Annotated in this window: 19 protein-coding genes and 1 pseudogene; 13 read left to right on the top strand and 7 right to left on the bottom strand. The window is 63.1% G+C overall.

The genetic code is table 11. The features are described from left to right. Positions 1-241: 241 nt before the first annotated feature. Complete coding sequence (locus ACF8SD_RS20515; RefSeq protein ID WP_173891556.1) at positions 242-1,846, top strand: ABC transporter substrate-binding protein; 1,605 nt, start codon at positions 242-244, stop codon at positions 1,844-1,846. Between the two features lie 121 nt (positions 1,847-1,967). On the opposite strand, the gene radC is transcribed toward ACF8SD_RS20515, so the two are convergent. Next, positions 1,968-2,648, bottom strand: a complete 681-nt coding sequence (gene radC, locus ACF8SD_RS20510; protein ID WP_392485041.1) for a DNA repair protein RadC — start codon at positions 2,646-2,648, stop codon at positions 1,968-1,970. Between the two features lie 129 nt (positions 2,649-2,777). Here radC and coaBC point away from each other — a divergent pair, with 129 nt between their 5' ends. The 4 genes and pseudogenes from coaBC to argB all read left to right on the top strand — a co-directional run bounded on the left by coaBC (position 2,778) and on the right by argB (position 6,898). Further along, on the top strand, positions 2,778-3,989 hold the full coding sequence (gene coaBC, locus ACF8SD_RS20505; RefSeq protein ID WP_392485040.1) for a bifunctional phosphopantothenoylcysteine decarboxylase/phosphopantothenate--cysteine ligase CoaBC: 1,212 nt from the start codon (positions 2,778-2,780) through the stop codon (positions 3,987-3,989). Positions 3,990-3,994: 5 nt separating this feature from the next. Beyond that, positions 3,995-4,450 (top strand): dUTP diphosphatase, encoded by a 456-nt coding sequence (dut, locus tag ACF8SD_RS20500; protein ID WP_029885729.1) that lies wholly within the window; start codon positions 3,995-3,997, stop codon positions 4,448-4,450. Between the two features lie 138 nt (positions 4,451-4,588). Continuing rightward, positions 4,589-5,962: pseudogene (locus tag ACF8SD_RS20495) on the top strand (phosphomannomutase/phosphoglucomutase); the annotation flags it as partial. A gap of 30 nt (positions 5,963-5,992) precedes the next feature. After that, positions 5,993-6,898: an acetylglutamate kinase gene (gene argB, locus ACF8SD_RS20490; protein WP_009681993.1), complete on the top strand. Its 906-nt coding sequence runs from the start codon at positions 5,993-5,995 to the stop codon at positions 6,896-6,898. A 180-nt stretch (positions 6,899-7,078) separates the two neighbouring features. On the opposite strand, the gene pyrE is transcribed toward argB, so the two are convergent. After that, positions 7,079-7,720 (bottom strand): orotate phosphoribosyltransferase, encoded by a 642-nt coding sequence (pyrE, locus tag ACF8SD_RS20485; protein ID WP_054905201.1) that lies wholly within the window; start codon positions 7,718-7,720, stop codon positions 7,079-7,081. An 80-nt stretch (positions 7,721-7,800) separates the two neighbouring features. Here pyrE and ACF8SD_RS20480 point away from each other — a divergent pair, with 80 nt between their 5' ends. Then, a complete protein-coding gene (locus ACF8SD_RS20480) occupies positions 7,801-8,580 on the top strand; it encodes an exodeoxyribonuclease III (protein WP_003253401.1) in 780 nt (259 codons plus the stop codon). A gap of 202 nt (positions 8,581-8,782) precedes the next feature. Here the strand turns inward: ACF8SD_RS20480 and rph are convergent, their stop codons facing one another. After that, positions 8,783-9,505 carry a ribonuclease PH gene (gene rph / locus ACF8SD_RS20475; RefSeq protein ID WP_136917217.1) on the bottom strand — a complete coding sequence of 241 codons (723 nt, stop codon included), beginning with the start codon at positions 9,503-9,505 and terminating at the stop codon, positions 8,783-8,785. A 205-nt stretch (positions 9,506-9,710) separates the two neighbouring features. On the opposite strand from rph, the gene ACF8SD_RS20470 reads away from it, so the two are divergent. Both ACF8SD_RS20470 and gmk read left to right on the top strand, forming a co-directional pair. Then, positions 9,711-10,574, top strand: coding sequence for a YicC/YloC family endoribonuclease (locus ACF8SD_RS20470; protein WP_173891561.1), 864 nt, complete (start codon positions 9,711-9,713; stop codon positions 10,572-10,574). Positions 10,575-10,587: 13 nt separating this feature from the next. Continuing rightward, positions 10,588-11,208: a guanylate kinase gene (gene gmk / locus ACF8SD_RS20465; protein ID WP_173891562.1), complete on the top strand. Its 621-nt coding sequence runs from the start codon at positions 10,588-10,590 to the stop codon at positions 11,206-11,208. Between the two features lie 135 nt (positions 11,209-11,343). Here gmk and ACF8SD_RS20460 read toward each other — a convergent pair whose 3' ends face one another. The 3 genes from ACF8SD_RS20460 to ACF8SD_RS20450 all read right to left on the bottom strand — a co-directional run bounded on the left by ACF8SD_RS20460 (position 11,344) and on the right by ACF8SD_RS20450 (position 15,086). Next, complete coding sequence (locus ACF8SD_RS20460; RefSeq protein ID WP_392485038.1) at positions 11,344-12,885, bottom strand: APC family permease; 1,542 nt, start codon at positions 12,883-12,885, stop codon at positions 11,344-11,346. A 79-nt stretch (positions 12,886-12,964) separates the two neighbouring features. After that, positions 12,965-13,738, bottom strand: coding sequence for a gamma-glutamyl-gamma-aminobutyrate hydrolase family protein (locus ACF8SD_RS20455; protein WP_392485037.1), 774 nt, complete (start codon positions 13,736-13,738; stop codon positions 12,965-12,967). Positions 13,739-13,742: 4 nt separating this feature from the next. Continuing rightward, positions 13,743-15,086 (bottom strand): glutamine synthetase family protein, encoded by a 1,344-nt coding sequence (locus ACF8SD_RS20450; protein ID WP_392485062.1) that lies wholly within the window; start codon positions 15,084-15,086, stop codon positions 13,743-13,745. A 245-nt stretch (positions 15,087-15,331) separates the two neighbouring features. Between ACF8SD_RS20450 and ACF8SD_RS20445 the strand changes: the two genes are divergently transcribed. The 5 genes from ACF8SD_RS20445 (at position 15,332) to ACF8SD_RS20425 (ending at position 20,034) form a co-directional block, all read left to right on the top strand. After that, positions 15,332-16,204 (top strand): LysR family transcriptional regulator, encoded by an 873-nt coding sequence (locus ACF8SD_RS20445; protein WP_173891566.1) that lies wholly within the window; start codon positions 15,332-15,334, stop codon positions 16,202-16,204. Between the two features lie 205 nt (positions 16,205-16,409). Further along, entirely contained in the window at positions 16,410-16,673 is a 264-nt protein-coding gene (rpoZ, locus tag ACF8SD_RS20440) for a DNA-directed RNA polymerase subunit omega (RefSeq protein ID WP_003253383.1), read from the top strand. 59 nt (positions 16,674-16,732) lie between these two features. Next, a complete protein-coding gene (gene spoT / locus ACF8SD_RS20435; RefSeq protein ID WP_392485036.1) occupies positions 16,733-18,841 on the top strand; it encodes a bifunctional GTP diphosphokinase/guanosine-3',5'-bis pyrophosphate 3'-pyrophosphohydrolase in 2,109 nt (702 codons plus the stop codon). 23 nt (positions 18,842-18,864) lie between these two features. Continuing rightward, positions 18,865-19,245, top strand: a complete 381-nt coding sequence (locus ACF8SD_RS20430) for a RidA family protein (RefSeq protein WP_392485035.1) — start codon at positions 18,865-18,867, stop codon at positions 19,243-19,245. Between the two features lie 57 nt (positions 19,246-19,302). Then, complete coding sequence (locus ACF8SD_RS20425; RefSeq protein ID WP_173891567.1) at positions 19,303-20,034, top strand: hypothetical protein; 732 nt, start codon at positions 19,303-19,305, stop codon at positions 20,032-20,034. Positions 20,035-20,176: 142 nt separating this feature from the next. Here the strand turns inward: ACF8SD_RS20425 and ACF8SD_RS20420 are convergent, their stop codons facing one another. After that, positions 20,177-21,034, bottom strand: coding sequence for an SDR family oxidoreductase (locus tag ACF8SD_RS20420; RefSeq protein WP_392485034.1), 858 nt, complete (start codon positions 21,032-21,034; stop codon positions 20,177-20,179). Positions 21,035-21,192 lie beyond the last annotated feature (158 nt).

Here is a 21,192-nt window from a genome sequence, read left to right as displayed (position 1 = left end):
AGGCCGAGCCCCTAGAAAAGAGCGCTGCTTTATACCAGAAAGACCTGGCTGCAACAATAGTTGATGCACATTGGCGCAAGCCCGATTCAGCCGGGGCAGCATACCTTCAGGCCCTGCCAGCCGTCGACCGCTCGTCGCCACATTTGTAAAAAAGGATGTGGTCATTTCCCGACAGGCACACTAGGGTAGGCTTTTTCCAGACTGCACTGGCAGATGGGCCACTGACAGCCAAGGAGCCACCATGCGTGCCGCCGCCCTTTCCTTATTGTTCAACTCCCTGTTCACCGCCACCCTGTTCGCGGGTGGCATCGCCCAGGCCGCGCCCCTGAGCGTTTGCAGCGAGGCCAGCCCCGAAGGCTTCGACGTGGTGCAGTACAACTCGCTGACCACCACCAATGCCACCGCCGACGTGCTGATGAACCGCCTGGTGGAGTTCGATGCGGCACAGGGCAAAGTGGTGCCGAGCCTGGCGGCCAGCTGGACGGTCTCGGCCGACGGTCTGGTGTACGATTTCACCCTGCGCGACGGCGTGAAGTTCCATACCACCCCGTACTTCAAGCCCACCCGCGAATTGAATGCCGATGACGTGCTGTTCAGCTTCCAGCGCATGCTCTACCCGGCCCATGCCTGGCACAAGACTGCACCCGGCGGCTACCCGCACGCCCAGTCGCTGCAACTGGGTAGCCTGATCAAGGCGATCGACGCCCCGGCCCCGAACACCGTGCGCTTCACCCTCAGCCACCCCGACGCCACGTTCCTGGCCACCCTGAGCATGGGCTTCGCGTCCATCTACTCTGCCGAATATGCCGACAAGCTGCTCAAGGCCGGCACGCCAGAGAAGCTCAACAGCCAGCCGATTGGCACCGGGCCGTTCACCTTCCAGCGCTTCCAGAAGGACGCTGTGGTGCGCTACCGCGCCAACCCGGACTACTTCGGCGGCAAGCCGGCAGTGGACCCGTTGATCTTCGCCATCACCACCGATGCCAACGTGCGCCTGCAGAAGCTCAAGCGCGGCGAATGCCAGGTCGCCTTGTCGCCCAAACCGCTGGATATTGCCGAAGCGGCAAAGGACGACAAGCTCAAGGTGGCCAGTACGCCCGCGTTCATGACCGCCTTTGTCGCCATCAACAGCCAGCACCCGCCACTGGACAAGCCGGAAGTCCGCCAGGCGATCAACCTGGCCTTCGACAAGCAGGCTTACCTCAAGGCGGTGTTCGAAGACTCTGCGGTGGCGGCCAACGGCCCCTACCCGCCCAATACCTGGAGCTACGCCAAGGACTTGCCCGGCTACCCTCTGAACTTGAAAAAGGCCAAGGCCCTGCTGGCCAAGGCCGGCCTGGCGGAGGGCTTCAGCACCACGATCTGGACGCGGCCATCGGGCAGCCTGCTCAACCCCAACCCAAGCCTTGGCGCGCAAATGCTGCAGGCCGACCTGGCCAAGATCGGCATCAAGGCCGAGATCCGCGTGATCGAATGGGGTGAGCTGATCCGCCGCGCCAAGGCCGGCGAGCATGACCTGCTGTTCATGGGCTGGGCCGGTGACAACGGCGACCCGGATAACTTCCTCAGCCCGCAGTTCTCCTGTGCGGCAGTGGAATCGGGCACCAACTTCGCACGGTTCTGCGACAGCCGCCTGGACCAACTGATCAGTGCCGGGCGCACCACCAACGACCAAAGCGTGCGCAGCCGGCTGTACCAGCAGGCGCAAACCCTGATTCAGCAGCAGGCACTGTGGGTGCCGTTGGCGCACCCGACAGCGGCAACCTTGCTGCGCCAGGAGGTCGAGGGGTACCAGGTCAGCCCGTTCGGGCGGCTGGATTTCAGCAAGGTGTCGGTGGCCAGGTAGACCTGCACCGGGCTCTTCGCGGGCACGCCCGCTCCCACAGGGACACCACCGCCTTCAAGGCCGGCGAATATCCTGTGGGAGCGGGCTTGCCCGCGAAGAGGCCAGCACAAAACTCAACGACCTAAGCCACGATCCACCCCTGCTCAACCATCGACAACGGCTCCCCGTCGCCAATGATGATGTGATCCAGTACCCGCACGTCGATCAAGGCCAGCCCGCGCTTGAGCGACAAGGTCAGGTGCACATCGTCCTGGCTAGGCTCACTGTTGCCTGAAGGGTGGTTATGGCACAGGATCAACGCGGCCGCGTTGTGCAGCAATGCCCGCCGCACCACCTCCCGCGGGTAGACGCTGGCCCGGTCGATGGTGCCCCTGAACAGAATCTCGAACGCCAGCGGCCTGTGCTTGGTGTCCAGAAACAGGCAACCGAAAACCTCGCTGGGCTCATGACGCAGCATGGCCTTCAGGTAACGCCGCACCGCCTCGGGCCCTTCCAGCACCGCTGCGCGCGCGATGTGCTCATCCAGGTAACGCCGGCCGATTTCCAGCAGCGCTTGCAACTGTGCGTATTTCACAGCGCCTATGCCCGGCTCGCGCAGCACCGCCGCGCGTTCGGCCTCAAGAAACGGCCGCAGCCCACCAAAACGCACCAGCAGCCCGCGTGCAAGGTCCAGTACATTGCGCCCGGCCACGCCCGAACCGAGCAACACGGCCAGCAACTCGGCGTCCGACAGCACCGCCGCACCCCGTTGCAACAGCTTCTCCCTTGGCCGATCTTCAGCCGGCCACTCCCTGATATTCATCCCTGCCCCTCTGCCCTTGCTGCGGCCCATTTCGGCCCTGTGTTAATCTATTTCGCCTCGTACATGCGACGTTCTGCCGCAGGCATTTGCAAACGTCGCCGCCCGCTCTCACTGGAAAAAGGCAAGCCTATGCAGCGGCTGTATCGCAAGCGCATCGTTCTCGGCGTGGGTGGCGGCATTGCCGCCTACAAAAGCGCCGAGCTGATTCGCCGTCTCCTGGAGCACGGCGCGCAGGTGCGCGTCGTCATGACCCGTGGGGGTGCCGAATTCATCACCCCGCTGACCCTGCAGGCGCTGTCGGGCCACCCGGTGCACATGGACCTGCTGGACCCGGCTGCCGAGGCCGCCATGGGCCACATCGAACTGGCCAAGTGGGCCGACCTGGTCTTGATCGCCCCGGCCACCGCCGACCTGATGGCGCGCATGGCCCAGGGCATGGCCGATGACCTGCTGACCACCCTGGTACTGGCCACCGACGCCACCGTGGCGGTGGCCCCGGCGATGAACCAGGCCATGTGGCGCGACCCGGCGACCCAGGCCAACCTAGACCTGCTCAAAAGCCGTGGCATCCAGGTATTCGGCCCGGCCTCCGGCAGCCAGGCCTGTGGTGACGTGGGCCTGGGGCGCATGCTCGAAGCCACCGAGCTGGCCTGGTGCGCGGCAGAAAGCTTCAAGCGCCAGGCCCTGACCGGCAGGCATGTGCTGATCACCGCCGGGCCGACCCAGGAAAACATCGACCCGGTGCGCTACATCACCAATCATAGCTCCGGCAAGATGGGTTTCGCCCTCGCCGAGGCAGCAGCTGAAGCGGGGGCTAGGGTGACCCTCGTGACCGGCCCGGTGCACCTGCCAACCCCGGACCGGGTCAGCCGTATCGACGTGGTCAGCGCGCGGGACATGCTCGCGGCCTGCGAGGCGGCCATGCCGTGCGACCTGTTCATTGCCTCGGCAGCCGTTGCGGACTACCGCCCGGAAGTCGTTGCCACACAAAAACTGAAGAAAGATCCTACGACCGGCGACGGCATGCTGCTGCAGATGGTGCGCAATCCCGATATCCTTGCCACCATCGCCGGCCGCGCCGACCGCCCGTTCAGCGTCGGCTTTGCCGCCGAGACCGAACACCTGCTCGATTACGCCACGCGCAAGCTCAAGGACAAGAACCTCGACCTGATCGTCGCCAACGATGTGGCCAACCCCAGCATTGGCTTCAACAGCGAAGAAAATGCCTTGACCGTGATCGACCGCCAACAGCACCAAACCCTCTTCGCGCAGACCAGCAAGGGCAAGATCGCCCGGCAACTGGTCGCCTTCATCGCCGAACGGCTCAACCAGGTTCAATAAGTTACATGCACGCTCTTCAAGCCAAGATCCTCGACCCACGCCTGGGCAGCGAATTTCCGCTGCCGACCTACGCCACCCCCGGCTCCGCTGGCCTCGACCTGCGCGCCCTGCTCCAGCAAGACACCGTTCTCGAACCAGGCCAGACCCTGCTGATTCCTACCGGCTTGTCGATCTACATCGGCGACCCAGGCCTGGCCGCAGTCATCCTGCCGCGCTCGGGCCTGGGCCATAAGCACGGCATCGTGCTGGGCAACCTGGTCGGGCTGATCGATTCGGACTACCAGGGCGAGCTGATGGTGTCGTGCTGGAACCGCGGCACCACCCCTTTCACCATCGCCGTGGGCGAGCGTATCGCCCAGCTGGTGCTGGTGCCGGTCGTGCAGGCGCATTTCGATATCGTCGAGGCCTTCGATGAAAGCCAGCGCGGCGCTGGCGGCTTCGGTCACTCCGGCAGCCACTGAGCCGAAACACGACCGTTCAGGCCAAGGATGGCGAACTCTCTGGTGAAACCACCGTCCAAGCGTTCAATTTGCGCCTGCCCAGAAAGCCTTTGACTAATGGAGCTTCCAGAGATGAACGACATGGCCCACCTGGTTCCTGCCACATTGCCAGACAGCATTTTCCGCGCCTATGACATTCGCGGCGTGGTCGGCAAGACCTTGCACGCCGAAACCGCCTACTGGATTGGCCGCGCCATCGGTGCGCAAAGCCTGGCCCAGGGCGAACCGCAAGTCTCGGTAGGCCGCGATGGCCGCCTGTCCGGGCCAATGCTGGTGGAGCAACTGATCAAGGGCCTGGTCGATGCCGGTTGCCAGGTCAGCGACGTCGGCCTGGTACCGACCCCGGCCCTGTACTACGCGGCCAACGTATTGGCCGGCAAGTCGGGCGTGATGCTGACCGGTAGCCACAACCCGTCCGACTACAACGGCTTCAAGATCGTCATCGCCGGCGACACCCTGGCCAATGAACAGATCCAGGCCCTGCTGACCCGCCTGAAAACCAACGACCTGACCTTGGCAGCAGGGCGTGTGGAAAAAGTCGAGATCCTCGACCGCTACTTCCAGCAGATCGTCGGCGACGTGAAGCTGGCCAGAAGGCTCAAGGTCGTGGTGGACTGCGGCAACGGCGCCGCCGGTGTGATTGCCCCCCAGTTGATCGAAGCCCTGGGCTGTGAGGTGATCCCGCTATTCTGCGAGGTGGACGGCAACTTCCCGAACCACCACCCGGACCCAGGCAAGCCGGAGAACCTCGAAGATCTGATCGCCAAGGTCAAGCAGACCGGCGCCGACATCGGCCTGGCCTTCGATGGTGACGGCGACCGCGTCGGCGTCGTGACCAACACCGGCAGCATCGTCTACCCCGACCGCCTGCTGATGCTGTTCGCCCAGGACGTACTGGCACGCAACCCGGGCGCCGAGATCATCTTCGACGTCAAGTGCACCCGGCGCCTGACCCCGCTGATCGAACAACACGGTGGCCGGGCGCTGATGTGGAAAACCGGCCATTCGTTGATCAAGAAGAAGATGAAACAGACCGGTTCGCTGCTGGCGGGCGAGATGAGTGGTCACATCTTCATCAAGGAACGCTGGTACGGTTTCGACGACGGTATCTACAGTGCCGCGCGCCTGCTCGAGATCCTCAGCAAGGCCGAACAGAGCGCCGAAAACCTGTTTGCCGCCTTCCCGAACGATATTTCCACGCCGGAAATCAATATTGATGTGACCGACGAGGGTAAATTCAGCATCATTGATGCACTGCAACGCGACGCCGACTGGGGCGAAGCCAACCTGACCACCATCGATGGCGTGCGGGTCGACTATGCCCATGGCTGGGGCCTGGTTCGCGCCTCCAACACCACACCGGTGCTGGTACTGCGCTTCGAGGCCGACAGTGACGCCGAATTGCAACGTATCAAGGATGTTTTCCGTACCCAGTTGCTGCGGGTTGATCCTGAGCTGCAACTGCCGTTCTGACCGATTATCTGTTCCTCACAGGAGCCCTGCATGACCCTCGATCGCGATGCCGCTTCCCATGTAGCCGAGGTTTTGTCCGAAGCGCTGCCCTACATCCGCCGCTTTGTCGGCAAGACCCTGGTGATCAAGTACGGCGGCAACGCGATGGAGAGCGAGGAGCTCAAGACCGGCTTCGCCCGTGACATCGTGCTGATGAAGGCGGTGGGCATCAACCCGGTGGTTGTCCACGGGGGTGGCCCGCAAATCGGCGACCTGCTCAAGCGCCTGTCGATCGAAAGCCACTTCATCGACGGCATGCGTGTGACCGACTCGGCGACCATGGACGTGGTGGAAATGGTGCTGGGCGGCCAGGTCAACAAGGACATCGTCAACCTGATCAACCGCCATGGCGGTAGCGCCATCGGCCTGACCGGCAAGGATGCGGAGCTGATCCGCGCGCGCAAGCTGACCGTCAGCCGCCAGACCCCCGAGATGACCACCCCGGAAATCATCGACATCGGTCACGTGGGCGAAGTGGTGAGCGTGAATACCGACCTGTTGAACATGTTGGTCAAGGGCGACTTCATCCCGGTCATCGCGCCAATCGGCGTGGGTGTAAACGGTGAGTCCTACAACATCAACGCCGACCTCGTGGCCGGCAAGGTGGCCGAAGCGCTGAAGGCCGAGAAGCTGATGCTGCTGACCAACATCGCGGGTCTGATGGACAAACAGGGCCAGGTCCTGACCGGCCTGACCACCGAGCAGGTCAACGAACTGATCGCCGATGGCACCATCTACGGCGGCATGCTGCCGAAGATCAAGTGCGCGCTGGATGCAGTACAGGGCGGCGTGAACAGCTCGCACATCATCGACGGCCGCGTGCCGAATGCGGTGCTGCTGGAGATCTTCACCGACAGCGGCGTGGGCACCCTGATCACCAACCGCAAGCCGCGCTGAGTGTTCGGTTAGTCTGTACCGGCCCCTTCGCGGGCACGCCCGCTCCCACAGGGACTACACAAATCCTGGAACCTGTGGAGTAGCTGTGGGAGCGGGCGTGCCCGCGAATAGGCCAAAACAGGCGGCACAAAAAAAGGCGACCTTAACAAGAAGGTCGCCTTTTTCATTTCCAGGCCAGGATCAGATCCCGTACTGCGCCCGGTAAGCCTCGACAGCCGGCAGGTGCTGCTTGAGCTGTGGGTCGTCAGCCAGGAACTCCAGCACCTGGGTCAGCGAAACGATGCTGACCACCGGAATGCCGAAGTCACGCTCCACTTCCTGGATAGCCGACAGCTCGCCATTGCCACGTTCTTCGCGGTTCAGCGCGATCAGCACGCCGGCGGCCTTGGCCTGCTGGGCATTGATGATCTGCATGACCTCACGGATGGCTGTGCCGGCGGTGATCACATCGTCGATGATCAGCACATCACCGGCCAGCGGTGCGCCAACCAGGCTGCCGCCTTCGCCGTGGTCTTTGGCTTCCTTGCGGTTGAAGCACCATGGCACATCGCGCTGGTGCTGGTCAGCCAGCGCCACGGCGGTGGTCGCCGCCAGCGGAATGCCTTTGTAGGCAGGACCGAACAGCACATCGAACGGGATCTTGCTGTCGACGATGGCGGCGGCATAGCAGCGGCCCAGTTCAGCCAGGGCAGAACCGGTGTTGAACAGGCCTGCATTGAAGAAATACGGGCTGGTACGCCCCGATTTCAGGGTGAATTCACCGAAACGCAGTACCCCGCGATCGATGGCAAAACGGATAAAGTCGCGCTGATACGGCTGCATGAATAGTCCCGGACACCACGGATTTAGCTAAATGGGTTGAGCTCGGGTATCATACACGCACGAGATTTATGGGGCCATTTATGCGGATCATCAGTGTGAACGTTAATGGCATTCAGGCTGCGGCCGAGCGTGGTTTGCTCAGCTGGCTTCAAGCCCAGAATGCCGACGTCATCTGCCTTCAGGATACCCGCGCCTCGGCCTTTGAACTCGATGACCCAGCTTTCCAGCTCGATGGCTATTTCCTTTATGCCTGCGACGCGGAGGTGCCAGCCCAAGGTGGTGTGGCCCTTTATTCGCGCATGCAGCCCAAGGCAGTCATCACCGGCCTGGGCTTCGAGACAGCCGACCGCTACGGGCGTTACCTGCAAGCAGATTTCGACAAAGTCAGTATTGCCAGCCTGCTACTGCCTTCGGGCATGAACGGCGACGAGGACTTGAACCAGAAATTCAAGTTGATGGACGACTTCGCCAAGTACCTGGACAAGCAGCGCCGCAAGCGCCGCGAGTACATTTATTGCGGCTCGTTCTACGTGGCGCAGCAGAAGCTCGACATCAAGAACTGGCGCGACAGCCAGCAGTCACCTGGCTTCCTGGCGCCGGAACGCGCGTGGATGGATGCGATCACGGGCGAGATGGGTTACGTCGACGCCCTGCGCGAAGTCAGCCGTGAAGGCGACCAGTACAGCTGGTGGCCGGACAACGAGCAGGCCGAGATGCTCAACCTGGGCTACCGGTTCGACTACCAGATCCTCACCCCGGGTCTGCGCCGCTTCGTGCGCAACGCCCGCCTGCCGCGCCAGCCGCGCTTCTCGCAGCATGCGCCGCTGATTGTCGACTATGACTGGACGCTGACCATCTAAAGCCATTGGGGCTGCTTTGCAGCCCCGTTCGCGGGCACGCCCGCTCCCACAGGTACGGCGCTACCAGTGAAAGCGCCGCGATCGCTGTGGGAGCGGGCGTGCCCGCGAACGGGGCCACAGAAAATCTATTTGATCGGCCGCCAGATCAGCGGGCCCAGCAGCGCGGAGAGGTGGCAGAACATCTGCACCTCTCCGGCTGGTCTCAATCGGCCAGCGCCGCCTGCTGCAGCTCGAAGATCTCGTTCATGCCTTTCTGCGCCAGGGCGAGCATGGCGTTGAAGTCTTCCGGCTGGAACGGCGCGCCTTCGGCAGTGCCCTGCACTTCGATGAAACCGCCCGCGCTGGTCATGACCACGTTCAGGTCGGTTTCGGCAGCGGAATCTTCCAGGTAGTCCAGGTCGAGCACCGCTTCGCCCTGGTACATGCCGACCGAAACGGCAGCAATCATGTGCTTGAGCGGATTACCGCCCTTGAGGCCACCGCGCTTCTTGATTACTGCCAGGGCGTCGCACAGGGCAACCATGGCACCGGTGATGGACGCGGTACGGGTACCGCCATCGGCCTGGATCACGTCGCAGTCGACGTACAGGGTGATGTCGCCCAGCTTGCTCATGTCCAGTGCGGCACGCAGAGAGCGCCCGATAAGGCGCTGGATTTCCAGGGTGCGGCCACCCTGTTTGCCGCGGCTGGCTTCACGCTGGTTACGCTCACCGGTGGAACGCGGCAACATGCCGTACTCGGCGGTCAGCCAACCCTGGCCCTGGCCTTTGAGGAAGCGCGGCACACCGTTTTCCACGCTGACCGTGCAGATGACCTTGGTGTCACCGAACTCGACCAGTACCGACCCTTCGGCGTGCTTGGTGTAGTTGCGGGTGATGCGGATCGAGCGGAGCTGATCGGCGGCGCGACCACTTGGACGTTTCATCTGGGATACCTGTACTGGGACTTTGAATCTGGCGAGCATTATAGAGCCGCAAGCCCGGTGAGGACATGCCTATTGTCGCGCGCAGACGGCCCGTCGCCTTTTCCTACCCCGACCACCACCTACCGGTAACATAGGCCGATTGGGCGCCACGCCCCCACTGCGCTACAATCCTGCGCCGTTCACTTATCCAAGCGAGGTACTCCCCATGGTGCATAGCATGACCGCTTTTGCGCGTGTCGAGCGCGCCGGCAGCCAAGGCACCCTGGTCTGGGAGCTGCGTTCGGTCAATCACCGTTACCTGGAGCCGCACCTGCGCCTGCCCGAGGCCCTGCGCGACCTCGAAGGCGGCGTGCGTGAAGGCCTGCGCCAAGGGCTGTCACGCGGCAAGGTGGAATGCACCTTGCGCCTGAATGAAGACAGCAACGGCAAGCCGCTGAAGATCGACCGCGAGCGCGCCGCACAACTGGTCGCCGCCGCTGAAGAAGTGGCCGGGCTGATCAGGCAGCCAGCCCCGCTCAATCCGCTGGAAGTGCTGTCGTGGCCCGGCGTGTTGGTAGCCGACACCAGTGACCCGCAGGCACTCAACGCCGAAGCCATGGCACTGTTCGACGAAGCCCTGGCCGAACTCAAGGCCGGGCGCCAGCGCGAAGGCCAGGAACTGGCGCGCCTGATAAACGAGCGCCTGGACAGCATGGCCGGTGAAGTCACGACGCTGCGCGCACTGGTGCCGCAGATGCTCGCGGCGCAGCGGCAGAAAATCCTCGACCGCTTCGGCGACATGCTGGCCGAGCTCGACCCACAGCGCCTCGAGCAGGAAATGGTGCTGCTGGCCCAGAAAAGCGACGTGGCCGAGGAGCTCGACCGCCTCAGCACGCACGTTACCGAAGTACGCCGTGTGCTCAAGGGGGGCGGCGCCGCAGGCCGGCGCCTGGACTTCCTGATGCAGGAGCTCAACCGCGAGGCCAACACCCTTGGCTCCAAGGCCTTCGACCCACGCAGCACGCAGGCGGCGGTCAACCTGAAGGTATTGATCGAACAGATGCGTGAACAAGTACAGAACATCGAGTAAGGCCACCCCAACCATGAACCACAACAGCGGCACCCTCTACATCGTCTCGGCCCCTTCCGGCGCCGGCAAGACCAGCCTGGTCAACGCCCTGATCAAGGAAGACCAGCAGATCCGCGTCTCGGTCTCGCACACCACCCGTGCCATGCGCCCGGGCGAGCAGCACGGGGTGAACTACCACTTCGTCGTGCACGAGGAATTCAAGGCGCTGATCGCGCAGGGTGACTTCCTGGAGCATGCCGAAGTGTTCGGCAACTTCTACGGCACTTCGCGCAGCGCCCTCCAGCAAACCCTGGACAAAGGCTTTGACCTGATTCTGGAAATCGACTGGCAAGGCGCCCAGCAGGTTCGCCGGGTGATGCCCGATGCGTTGTCGGTATTCATCCTGCCGCCAAGCCAGCAGGCGCTGCGCCAGCGCCTGGACGGGCGCGGGCAGGACAGCGAAGAGATCATCGATGGGCGCATGAAGGAAGCGGTCAGCGAGATGGTGCACTACGACGAGTACGACTATGTGATCATCAATGATGATTTCAATGCAGCGCTGGAAGACTTGAAAGCAGTGTTCCGCGCCAACCGCCTGGTGTTGAGCAAGCAACAGCAACGCAACAGTGGGCTGCTAAAAGAATTGCTCTCCTGAGAGACCGCACGGGGCTGCTTTGCAGCCCAATCGCCGGCAAGCCAGCTCCCACAGGTGCCTCACACTAGCTGAAAACTGTGGAGATCATGTGGGAGCTGGCTTGCCGGCGATTGGGCCGCATCGCGGCCCCTTGCTTTATTCCTGCAAAGGCAAGGTGGCCTGCTGACGCAGGGTAGCCCCCAGGAAATACGCCGGCGCACGCAGGCGTGACAGCATCATCAGCCCGATGCCCAGCACCGAGATGATCGCGGCAATCACGAACACCAGCCCCACCCCGCCGACATGCGAGCCGCTGCCGAAGTCCGGCGACGCGCTGTCGATGGCGGTACGCGCGAAGATCACCGACAGAATCACCCCACCCACCAGCGGGCACATGCCGCGCATGAAGAAGTGGCGCACGCTGCTGAACAGGCTGCCGCGGAAATACCAGACGCAGGCAAACGCCGTCAGCGAATAGTAGAAACAGATCATCATGCCCAGCGCAGTGATGGTATCGGCCAACACGTTCTCGCTCAGCGTGCGCATGGTCACGTAGAACAGGCCCGCTGCCACGCCTGCGCAAATGGTGGCGTAGCGTGGGGTCTGCGAGCGTGGGCAAACACTGGCGAACTTCGGCGGCACTGCGCCGTAATAACCCATGGCCAGCAGCGTGCGCGCCGGCGCCACGAAGGTCGATTGCAACGAGGCTGCGGTACTGGCCAGCACGGCAATGGACATCAGGATCGCCAGCGGCCCCATCACCGGGCCGGCCAGGTGGGCAAACACGTTCTCCTGGATGCGCGGGTTGTTGAGCCCCAGGCCCGTTTCGCTAATGCCGGCGAACTGCAGGGTGGCAATGGCGGTGAACAGGTACAGGCCGAGGATCAGCATGACGGTCAGGGTGGCAGCCTTGCCCGGCACCTCTTCACTGCCAACCGACTCTTCGCTGACGGTCAGGCAGGTATCCCAACCCCAGAAGATGAAGATCGACAGCGACAAGCCCGCGGCAAAGGCCGAGAACGATTCCACGCCAAATGGATTGAACCAGGCCAGGTCAAACGCCATCGGCGGTGGCGCGGTGGTGCCGCCGAACGCGGCGAAAGCGAAGCCGACCAATACCAGCAGTTGCAGGGCCACCAAGCCATACTGCACGGTCATCGTGGTGGCCATGCCCCGGCAGCAGATCCACACCGCCAGGGCGATGAACACACAACAGGTGACGATGTTGATCAACAGGTTGTCGGCCAGCCCCGCCAGCGCGTGCCTGCCGGTGATCTGGCCGAGGAACAGGTAGAAGAAGTCAACCGCCACCCCCGCCAGGTTGGACAGCACGATGGTGGTGGCAACCACCAGCCCCCACCCCCCGATCCAGCCGATCATCGGCCCGAAGGCGCGCGCCGACCAGGTAAAGGAGGTGCCGCTATCCGGCTCTGCCGAGTTCAGTTCACGGTAGCCCAGGGCTACCAGGAGCATTGGCAGGAAGCCGACGATGAACACGGCTGGCAGGTGTGCCCCTACCTCACGCACGGTAGGGCCCAGTGCACCGGTGAGGGTATACACCGGGGCGATGGTAGAGATGCCCAGTACCACGCTGGCCAGCAAGCCCAGGCGGCCCTTGGCCAGGCCTTTGCTGCGCTGATGGTTGCCCGCTTCGGCCGCCACGTCGGGTGGGCGGGCGGCTTCTGTGTAATTGCTCATGAGTATTTGCCGTAAGTTTTGGAATTGTTCTTACAGGCCTTGCGCACAAGGCCCGCTTTCACTCATTGAAAGCTTGCTGTCAGGGGCGCGTCAGCCGTGCGCCCTCCCGTGCTGCATAGGCAACGCAGGCCTCGCGAAACGCCTGAAACAGGCGCAGCGAGACCGGGTTTTCGCTGAACCGCCACTCTGGGTGCCACTGCACGCCGAGGACGAAGCCCGGCGCACCGGGCATGGACACCGCTTCGATGAGGCCGTCCGGGGCCCGCGCTTCGACCCGCAGGCACGAAGCCAGGCGCTCGATGCCCTGGCTGTGCAGCGAGTTGACCTCGAACTGCGCTGCCAGCCCCAGGCGCTCGAACAAGCCACCAGGCTCTACGAACACCGGGTGCCGAAGGCCGTACTGCACCTCCAGGGGCGCGTCTTCGGGCTCGCGATGGTCCAGGTAGCCAGGCAGCTCTTGCACACGCTGGTGCAGGCTGCCCCCCAGGGCCACGTTCAGTTCCTGATAACCACGGCAAATGCACAACACCGGCACACCGGCGGCGATCGCCGCCTGCAGCAGCGGCAAGGTCAGCCGGTCACGCGCCAGGTCATGCCGGGTGCCCGCGGCACTGGGGGCGCCATTGTAATGATGCGGTTCGATATTTGAAGGCGAGCCCGTGAAAACAATGCCGTGCAGGCAGGCCAGCAACGCTTGCGTGTCGCTGCCACCGTCCCGGGCCGGCAGAATCAGCGGAAGGCCGGCAAACGCGGCCGCCTCGACATACTTGTCGCCAACCGTGTGCGACGAGTTCTTCCCCACCTGCTGGCGGCAGGCGCTGACACCGATCAAGGGGACCGCAGTTGTGCTCATGGGCTTACACCGTGTGCAGGTACCAGTTGTACTCGAGGTCGGAAATCGACACTTCGAACTCGGCCAGTTCGCTTTCCTTGCAGGCCACGAAAATATCGATGTAGTCCGGGCTGATGTATTGGTTGAGCACCTCACTGTCGTCCAACGCACGCAAGGCATCGCGCAGGTTGTTCGGCAGGCTCTGTTCGAGTTGCTCGTAGGAGTTGCCTTCGATCGGCGCCTGGGGTTCGACCTGGTTGGTGAGGCCGTGATGCACGCCGGCCAGGATGGCCGCCAGCATCAGGTACGGGTTGGCGTCGGCGCCGGCCACGCGGTGCTCAAGGCGCACGTTGTCGCTGCTGTCGGTGGGCACGCGGACGGCTACCGTACGGTTGTCCAGGCCCCAGCTCGGCGCATTGGGCACGTAGAACTGTGCGCCGAAGCGGCGGTAGGAGTTGATGTTCGGGCACAGGAAGGCCATCGACGCCGGCATCGTCTCCAGCACGCCACCGATGGCGTGGCGCAACGCATCGCTCTGCAGCGGGTCGTCACTGGCGAAGATGTTCTTGCCGGTTTTCTTGTCCAGCAGCGAGATGTGCACGTGCAGGCCGTTACCTGCCTGGCCTGGGTAGGGCTTGGCCATGAAGGTAGTGTCCATTTCATGGTCGTAGGCCACGTTCTTGATCAGCCGTTTCAGCAGGATCGCGTAGTCGCAGGCTTTCAGCGGGTCGGCAACGTGGTGCAGGTTGACCTCGAACTGCGCCGGGGCACTTTCCTTGACGATGGCATCCGCCGGCAGGCCCTGCTCCTTGGCGGCTTCGAGCATGTCCTGCAGGCAGTCGGCGTATTCGTCGAGGTCGTCGATCAGGTACACCTGGGTCGATTGCGGGCGCTTGCCGGAAATCGGCGAGCGCGGCGGTTGCGGGCGGCCGTTGAGGTTGTCCTGGTCGATCAGGTAGAACTCAAGCTCGAAGGCGGCGCAGATAGTCAGGCCCAGGTCGTCGAACTTGCTGACCACCTGGCGCAGCACTTCCCGCGGGTCGGCGAAGAACGGCTGGCCATCCAGTTCGTGCATGGTCATCAGCAACTGGGCTGTGGGGCGCTTCTGCCACGGCTCATCCGATAACGTGCCAGGGATCGGGAAGCAGATACGGTCGGCATCGCCGATGTCCAGGCCAAGGCCGGTGCTTTCCACGGTGGAGCCGTTGATGTCCAGGGCGAACAGCGACGCCGGCAGGTTGATGCCCTTTTCGTACACCTTGTGCAGGCTGGCTCGCTCGATGCGCTTGCCGCGTACCACGCCGTTCATGTCGGAGATCAGCAGGTCGACGTACTGCGTATCCGGATGGGCCTGGAGGAAGTCTTTCATCTCGCTGGAAGAACTGGCGCACGGGGTGACCGACGTCATGGCTGTACATCCTTTGATTTGCTGCGGCGATGTGGGGGGTACGGCTGGCGCCTCACGGGCGACGATGGTTGCAGCTGTTGTTCTTTTCACTTCCCATCGTGGGGATTGTTGACCCGACCGGGCGCATTGATTCCGGGGGGCGGTTTCACTATAAAATGGCCCTGACGCAACAGACATTGGCAATTCGGCAAGCAGAGCGTGCACCAATGCAATATCAGATTACCCACGCCGACCTCACTCTGGTCTTGGCACTGGAGCGGGGCCGCTCGCTGGCGAAGGCCGCCGAGTTACTCAAAGTTGACGTATCGACGGTCTTCCGCTCGATCCGCCGGCTGGAATCGGCCCTCGGTACTGCGCTGTTCGTGAAAAGCCGCAAAGGCTACCTGCCAACCGATACTGCCCAGGCCCTGGCCGAGCAGGCCGAGCGTGCCGAGCAGGCGCTTGAGGCCGCGCGCATTGCCATGACCAGTGGCGAACAGGTGGTCAGCGGCACGGTGCGCCTGACCTGTACCGAGGCGGTCATGCACAGCCTGCTGCTGCCGGCGCTGGCCGAGTTCATGCCCAACTACCCGGCGCTGTCGCTGGAAATGGGCACCTCCAACACCTTCGCCAACCTCAGCCGGCGCGACGCCGACATTGCCCTGCGCCTGACCAATACACCGCCGGAACACCTGGTAGGCCGCAACCTGGGCTCGACGTCCTATGTCATCTGCGGCCAGCCGCAGTGGCGCGAGCGGCTGGCCGAATCGCCTGCCAGCACCCCGTGGATCGCCCCTGACGACTCCATGCAAGACCACCCCACGGTGGTCTGGCGCAACCAGCAGCACCCTGGGTTGAGCCCGCGCTACCAGTGCAGCAGCATGTCGACCATCGCCCAGTTGGTGACCACCGGGTTGGGCGTGGCAGCGCTGCCGGACTACATGGTGCACGCACTGCCCGGCGTCGATGCGCTCAGCGGGCCACTGGCCGGCTGCGACACTCAGCTGTGGCTGCTGACGCGCCCGGACTGCCGGGCACTGCGCTCGGTGCAGACCTTGTTCGAAGAGCTGACCCCGAGGTTGCGCGGCGCGATGCTCTGAGGTTATCGTCAGGCTCATGCGTCGAGTGTGTCTGTTTCGGCCCTTTCGCGGCTAAAACCGCGCCTACAGGGTGCGGCGGCAGGCTTGGGGATGACGCTGCTCGGCAAAACAGCGCTTCCCTATTGGCTGGTGAATTTTTATACTATCGAGTCCGCCTGCCCACTATTGGGCTGCACGCCCACCGCATTTGCTACTGAGGAAGACCATGGCCCGCGTAACTGTTGAAGACTGCCTGGAACACGTGGATAACCGCTTTGAGCTGGTCATGCTCTCGACCAAGCGCGCTCGCCAGCTGGCGACCGGCGGCAAGGAACCACGCGTAGCGTGGGAAAACGACAAGCCTACCGTCGTTGCCCTGCGTGAAATCGCCGAAGGCATCGTCACCAACGAATTCATCGCCGCTGAAGAGATCGTCACCGAGGATCCGGTGTTCGCCGCGTTCGAGGACGAGAACAACGAGGCTGTCTGATTGATGCCAGGTCGACGTCGCACGGCGCAAGGCCCTCTTCCTCGGCAGGAGGTAAACCCATGCCGGGTATAGAAGCCTTGGCCGAACGGCTGTCGACCTATCTTGGCCCTGAACAGGTCAACCTGGTCCGGCGCGCCTACTTCTACGCCGAACAGGCCCACGACGGGCAGCGCCGCCGCAGCGGCGAGCCCTACGTGACCCACCCGCTGGCTGTGGCCAGCATCCTCGCCGATATGCACATGGATCATCAAAGCCTGATGGCGGCCATGTTGCACGATGTGATCGAAGACACCGGTATCGCCAAGGAAGCCCTCAGCCAGCAATTTGGCGAGACCGTGGCCGAACTGGTTGACGGGGTCAGCAAGCTGACCCAGATGAACTTCGAAACCAAGGCCGAGGCGCAGGCTGAAAACTTTCAGAAAATGGCCATGGCCATGGCGCGCGATATCCGCGTGATCCTGGTCAAGCTGGCTGACCGCCTGCACAACATGCGCACCCTTGAAGTGCTGTCCGGTGAAAAGCGCCGGCGCATCGCCAAGGAAACCCTCGAAATCTACGCCCCCATCGCCAACCGCCTGGGCATGCATACGGTGCGCGTGGAGTTCGAAGACCTCGGCTTCAAGGCCATGCACCCCATGCGCTCGTCGCTGATTCACCGTGCGGTGAAAAGCGCTCGTGGCAACCGCAAGGAAATCGTCGCCAAGATCGAGCACTCGCTGGCCAACTGCCTGGCTGCCGATGGCATCGAAGGCGAAATCAGCGGCCGGCAGAAGCACCTCTATGGCATCTACAAGAAGATGCGCGGCAAGCGCCGCGCCTTCAACGAGATCATGGACGTGTACGCCTTCCGCGTCATCGTTGACAAAGTCGATACCTGCTACCGTGTGCTCGGCGCCGTGCATAACCTGTACAAGCCGCTGCCCGGCCGCTTCAAGGACTACATCGCGATCCCCAAGGCCAACGGTTACCAGTCGTTGCACACCACGCTGTTCGGTATGCATGGCGTGCCCATCGAAATCCAGATCCGCACCCGCGAGATGGAAGAGATGGCCAACAACGGCATCGCGGCGCATTGGCTATACAAGTCCAACGACGACGAGCAACCCAAGGGCAGCCACGCCCGTGCTCGCCAGTGGGTCAAAGGCATCCTCGAGCTGCAGCAGCGTGCTGGCAACTCGCTGGAGTTCATCGAAAGCGTGAAGATCGACCTGTTCCCGGACGAGGTCTACGTGTTCACGCCCAAGGGCCGCATCATGGAGCTGCCCAAGGGCTCGACGGCCGTCGACTTCGCTTACGCGGTACACACCGACGTCGGCAACAGTTGCATCGCCTGCCGTATCAATCGCCGCCTGGCGCCGTTGTCCGAACCGCTGCAGAGCGGGTCCACGGTGGAAATCGTCAGCGCCCCGGGCGCCCGGCCAAACCCGGCCTGGCTCAACTTCGTGGTTACCGGCAAGGCGCGCACGCACATCCGCCACGCGCTCAAGCAGCAGCGCCGGTCCGAATCCATCAGCCTGGGCGAACGCCTGCTGAACAAGGTGCTAACCGGCTTCGAAAGCAGCCTGGAAAAGATCCCTCAGGAACGTATCCAGGCGATCCTGGCGGAGTACCGCCTGGAACTGATCGAAGACCTGCTCGAAGATATCGGCCTGGGCAACCGCATGGCGTATGTAGTTGCGCGCCGCCTGCTGTCAGCCGAAGGCGAACAGTTGCCCGCACCGGAAGGGCCGCTGGCGATCCGCGGTACCGAGGGGCTGGTACTGAGTTATGCCAAGTGCTGTACACCCATCCCGGGCGACCCGATCGTCGGCCACCTGTCGGCAGGCAAGGGCATGGTCGTGCACCTGGAGAACTGCCGCAACATCAGTGAAATCCGCCACAACCCGGAAAAATGCGTGCAGCTTTCCTGGGCCAAGGACATCACGGGCGAGTTCAATGTCGAGCTGCGGGTCGAACTGGAGCACCAGCGCGGCCTGATTGCCCTGCTTGCCAGCAGCGTCAACGCGGCCGACGGCAATATCGAGAAAATCAGCATGGACGAGCGCGACGGCCGTATCAGCGTGGTCCAACTGGTGGTCAGCGTACACGATCGCGTGCACCTGGCCCGTGTGATCAAGAAGCTGCGTACCTTGACCGGTGTGGTCCGCATCACCCGCATGCGTACGTAGTCCGCCAACCGCAAGGAGTCATCATGAGCAAGACCGTCATCAACAGCGCCAAGGCCCCCGCCGCTATCGGTACCTACTCGCAGGCGATCAAGGCCGGCAATACCGTGTACATGTCCGGCCAGATCCCGCTGGACCCGAAGACCATGGAGCTGGTCGAAGGCTTCGAAGCCCAGACCGTGCAGGTATTCGAGAACCTCAAGGCCGTGGCTGAGGCTGCTGGCGGTTCGTTCAAGGACATCGTCAAGCTGAACATCTTCCTGACTGACCTGAGCCACTTCGCCAAGGTCAACGAGGTGATGGGCCGTTACTTCGAACAGCCTTACCCAGCGCGCGCCGCGATTGGCGTTGCTGCGCTGCCAAAAGGCGCCCAGGTCGAAATGGACGCCATCCTGGTCATCGAATGATGCCTTGGGCGACGGGCACCCTGCCCGTCGCCCCTCTCCTGCGCAAGGTTTCCCGACATGCGTCACGCACTGCCCCTCGCGCTGGCAGCCCTGCTCCTGAGCGGCTGCGCCAGCCACAAACCCGAAGATTTCAACGGCACCTGGATCAACCAGGCTGCGATCAAGGCCGCGGTCAAGGGCGACAGCCTGCGCCAGGCCCTCAATGAAAATGGTCCGGTATTCGAGTGGAAGCTCGACGTCGCCAACCAACAGGCAAGCTACAGCAATGGCTTCGAAGCGGCGGACGGCCAGCTGGTCACGCTCGACAAGCAATTGCAGGCCAGCTTTGGCGGCGGCCAGACCGAGCAGCTTGCGCTGGACGGTGACGAGCTGCTGACCACAGACCAGAGCGGCGCAAAGCAGGCTTTTGTCCGCGTACAAGCCCCTGCCACCGCCAACGCCCCGCTGGGCAGCAGCTTTGAAAAAGCCCTGTACCAAGCGTATCTGGGCGGTGAATGGACCATTCTCGAAGGCCAGGGCCAAGGCGGGAAGGTACGCTTCAGCGATACCGGCAACGTCACTGGCCTGCCTGGGCCAGACCGTTTCGCCCTGTGCCTGGCCGGCGACTGCGCCACCATGGGCGGTAGCAACGACAGCCTGTGGCTGGAGCGCAACCAACGGGGTGCGCCTTTCATCATCAAGCGTGACGGCGACAAGCTGGAGATCTTCCAGGCCGTAAACCGTGCCCAGGCTGATGAAATGCCCCAACTGGCAGCGGGCAAGCGCCAGTGGTTGCTGGAAAAAAACTGAAGCCTGCAGCAGCGGCCTTGTTCCTCGACAGGGCCGCCACGCGGCACCAGGGCATCAGCGTCGCCGCATGGATGGCCGGGGCTGCGTTGCAGCCCAATCGCGACGCAAGGCCGCGCCTACAGAAGTCGGGTCAAGGGTGTGGTCAGGCTTTTGCCGCCAGGATAGCTGCGTAGCCTTCCTTGTAACTCGGATACACCGGCGCCCAGCCCAACGCCTTCACCCGTGCATTGCTGCAGCGCTTGCTGCCGGTACGCCGCACGCGCTGTTCATCTGACCACTCGGTAACCCCCAGGTAGGCCCGCAACCAGGTCACCACATCGGCCAACGGTGCCGGATCATCGTCAACGCCGAGGTAACAGTCGTCCAACGCCTTGCCATCAGCATCGGCCTGCAGCAGAAACGCCAGCAAGCTGGCAGCATCCTCAGCATGAATACGGTTGCCATACAGCGGCGGCTGCTCAGCCACCCGATAGCCTTGGCGTACCTGGCTCAGCAGCCACTCGCGGCCGGGCCCGTAAATGCCAGTGAGGCGCACCACACTCGCGGGGATGCCACTGCCAAGGGCCAACCGCTCCGCCTCCAGCATCACCCGCCCGGAATACCCCTCGGGCTCGGTCGCCGACCCTTCCTCAACCCATTCGCCGTCCTTCTGCGCATACACGCTACTGCTTGACACGAACAACAGGCGTCGCGGCCGTTGGCCACGCTCGGCCAGCCAGGCCAGCACATGGCGCAAACCGTCGACATAGGCCGCCCGGTAGCCCGCCTCGTCATGCTGACTGGCCGCCACGCAGTACACCAGGTAGTCCAACGCACCTTGTGGCCACGCGGCTGGCAGCGAGGGCTCGGCCAAGTCCGCAGCCACCGGGTGAACCCCCGCAGGCAATTGCCCCACCGAACGGCGCAGGCCGCTGACCTGCCAGCCACGTGCCAGCATCTGCCGGGCCAAGCGCCCACCTACATCACCACAACCCGCCACCAACACTGAAAGGTCTGACATCACAAAACTCCCTGGACCAACTGATCAGCCCAACCACGCTACACGATGGATGGCTAGACCATAGGCGAAAAAAGCTACAATATTACTTTTGTTAACAAGAATTACTTGCAATAATGGCGGCCAAGTTGTTCTCGGCCCGCCTCGAGGCCTTGGAGAAC

Origin of the sequence: Pseudomonas sp. CJQ_9, assembly GCF_043106615.1 — a bacterium.
GTDB lineage: Bacteria > Pseudomonadota > Gammaproteobacteria > Pseudomonadales > Pseudomonadaceae > Aquipseudomonas > Aquipseudomonas juntendi.
This window is presented reverse-complemented; position numbering and strand designations above follow the sequence as displayed.